We start from the raw sequence: 316 nt of genomic DNA on the forward strand, positions 1-316 counted from the left end.
CCGTCATCGCCGAGTTGAAATGGCTGGCGCATGAGACCGACGCCGCCCGCGACCTCGACGTCTTCATCCGCGACGTCTTCCACCCGGCCGCGCTGGAGACGCCCGACCCCGACCTCGCCCCCCTGGGCCTGCGCCTGCTGGCCGCCCGCAGCGGCGCCTACCGCCGGGCGATGGCGGCGATCGATTCGCCGCGCTACGCCGCCCTGATGTTCGAGACCCTGGCCTGGATCGAGACCGGCGCCTGGCGGACCGATCCCGACCCGGTGCGCGCCTGGCGTTGACAACGGCCTGTCGCCGAGTTCGCCGCCGAGGCCTT

At 73.4% G+C, this 316-nt stretch carries 1 protein-coding gene; it reads left to right on the forward strand.

The window, feature by feature from the left end; genetic code table 11:
• Positions 1-281: CHAD domain-containing protein (locus tag RT567_RS10535; RefSeq protein WP_313576342.1), on the forward strand; the 281-nt coding region annotated here is incomplete at its 5' end.
• Positions 282-316: the final 35 nt, after the last annotated feature.

It is taken from the genome of Brevundimonas sp. (genome assembly GCF_032107865.1).
Classification (GTDB): Bacteria; Pseudomonadota; Alphaproteobacteria; order Caulobacterales; family Caulobacteraceae; genus Brevundimonas.